A 1,841-nucleotide genomic window follows, 5' to 3' on the forward strand; every position below is an offset into this window, starting at 1 on the left:
TTGATTTTTTTCTTGATGTTTCTTAAAACGTATCTTTGAGGCTTGGGCGACATCCCTACGGATAGTCAAGAAACTTGAATCTTTTAGTTCGACCTCAAGAAAAAAGACAAACTGATTAAATATATCAGGGTGTTTAAATAGGAAGAAGTTTGGATTTCGCTTAGATAATAGTGTGAAGTCTATCACACGACCCAATGTGCTTTTCCCCAGATTATGTGTGTCTTTTTCTTTGTTTTCTGGGAGCCGAATTTCACCATATATAACATTAAGCCCTTCGTAAAAAGTAACGGGCTCAAAAAGAGATGGCTTGTTTGAATAAATTTTAGATAGTTTCATTGTTATTAGCTACATATTCAATGGCATCAGTTTTAGGACGATATTCAATGATACCCATAATAAATAAAAAGTTTAGAGCTGGGAGAAACAATACATCACCACCGGAAACTGCTTTCTTTGTATAGCTCAACAGGTCGCTATAATTCTCGATTCTCAGTCCCTTAAGACGTGAAAGAATAATCAAAGCTACATTGATTACTGTCTTGTCTGGATGAGAATGTTTAGTTGGTCGCAGCATATTCTTCTTCACTACCGATGTCGCAATTCCAATACATGTAAAAAAGCATTATTTTAGTAAGCTGTCTATGCTTTTTTAGAACAGGATCCCTTCCAAAAAGAAGATCGAAAAGGTAATTCATTACGCTATCAAAGTTTTGATATTCCTTTCTTTTTGCAATTATTTTCAGTTGAAACTCCTCAACTACATTTTCATAGAGCTGCATAATCTCTGCATTTTCTGGTGCAGCCAGAAAAGCTTTAATCTGAGCTGTCTCTTTCAAATATCTCCTTNNATAAACCTTTCTTTTGCTGAGCTGCTAAAGCGTATACAACATCAGAAAGATCGTCGGGGCTTACGATTAAAGGGGAGTCCACCGGATCAAGAGCAGCTCTCCCTGCAACTTTCGGAAAAGATTTAAGCCATGTTTCCAATAATTCTATACCGCAAAGGCAAATAGAGGATTCGGGTATATCGCACTCTTTTGCTAGATAGGATCTTATCTCGCTTTCTGCATTACCTGCCAGCCGCCTGTTAGAAAACAACATGTAGTGATCTAATTGTTTCGCACTTCGTAGCTTTTTAATCCTGACAATTTCTTTATTTAATACACTTGAGTCGCCATCAGGGCTGTAGAAGTCAGATTCCGAAAAAAGCCTGTTGTACCCGTTAGTATGTTTTGCTTGGATAATGATGGTACCACTCCAAGGTGCAGATGTACTGGGATAAAGAGCACTGGTACCTACAAACTTGGCATCTCTGCCTCCATCAGGGCCTTTCGAGAAGCCTTGTACGGCAATCCCATGTAGTTCCTGGCATAAAAAAACAATCAGTTGCTCAAACTGGTCGTCACTTAAATCTTCATAAGCATACTTCATTTATCTATACATTCTCTTGTTGGTTTAATAGGGGTAATTTCAAGCCGCATTCCAACTGCATTTAATGATGGACATAGAATTCTTATGGTCGGATTTCCAGTTGTTGAGAGCGCTCTGTAGAGAGATTCTCTAGATAAACAGTCTCTTTAGCAATAGAAGGATAATCCACCATGAACCTCGGCAACTTGTCTTGCAGTTTTCAGTAACAAACGAACATCTTGAGTTTTTCTGACCTCATTCAATTCTGGGCTAAGGTGTCTAATAGCACTCTTGTTTTTTACAGACTTACCCAATTTTTTACCTCCTTTTAACCAGTTATCAGAAGTTAGAGTACTGTAGCTCAAAAGATATAAACTATAAATAGCAATCTTAGCTAAGTAACTGGAAGAGTCTATTTATCGACAGGCTAT

1 protein-coding gene and 2 pseudogenes are annotated in these 1,841 nt (G+C 37.7%); all 3 read right to left on the minus strand.

Annotated elements, in window-relative coordinates; translation table 11 throughout:
• A pseudogene (locus V2H77_RS00735) lies at nucleotides 1–336 on the minus strand (DUF2326 domain-containing protein); the annotation flags it as partial.
• Nucleotides 323–574 (minus strand): ABC-three component system middle component 8, encoded by a 252-nt coding sequence (locus V2H77_RS00740; RefSeq protein WP_139656961.1) that lies wholly within the window; start codon nucleotides 572–574, stop codon nucleotides 323–325. The pseudogene V2H77_RS00735 and the gene V2H77_RS00740, both read right to left, overlap by 14 nt.
• Nucleotides 558–1,431: pseudogene (locus tag V2H77_RS00745) on the minus strand (ABC-three component system protein). The gene V2H77_RS00740 and the pseudogene V2H77_RS00745 overlap by 17 nt, the downstream one beginning before the upstream one ends.
• Nucleotides 1,432–1,841: the final 410 nt, after the last annotated feature.

Source organism: Photorhabdus sp. P32 (assembly GCF_038085095.1).
In the GTDB taxonomy this organism is placed as follows: domain Bacteria; phylum Pseudomonadota; class Gammaproteobacteria; order Enterobacterales; family Enterobacteriaceae; genus Photorhabdus; species Photorhabdus luminescens.

Bases quoted from the DNA above. Each gene is read 5' to 3' on its own strand.
- V2H77_RS00740 (WP_139656961.1), bottom strand. From the start codon at position 574: ATGCTGCGACCAACTAAACATTCTCATCCAGACAAGACAGTAATCAAT.